The 206-nt window shown below is 49.0% G+C and carries 1 protein-coding gene; it reads left to right on the forward strand.

All coding sequences use genetic code 11. The features are described from left to right. A partial coding sequence (locus CWC16_RS19940) for a hypothetical protein (RefSeq protein ID WP_171037695.1) occupies positions 1-206 on the forward strand: 206 nt, incomplete at both ends.

Consider the following 206-nt stretch of genomic DNA (forward strand, 5'->3'; position numbering starts at 1 on the left):
GACGGCGTGATTAATGGTAACGGTGAAAGCGCCGCCATGGTTATACGTGGCACAGTGACTGACGTTGAAGATGGTCAAACTGTTACCATCACTTTGAGCGATGGTATAAACGCGCCAATTGAAGTTCAAGCAACCGTTCAAAATGGCGAGTACGTTACCGATCCGATTGATGCAAGCGCACTAAACGACGGCACACTCACTGCTAC

Source organism: Pseudoalteromonas sp. S3776 (genome assembly GCF_005886915.1).
Classification (GTDB): domain Bacteria; phylum Pseudomonadota; class Gammaproteobacteria; order Enterobacterales; family Alteromonadaceae; genus Pseudoalteromonas.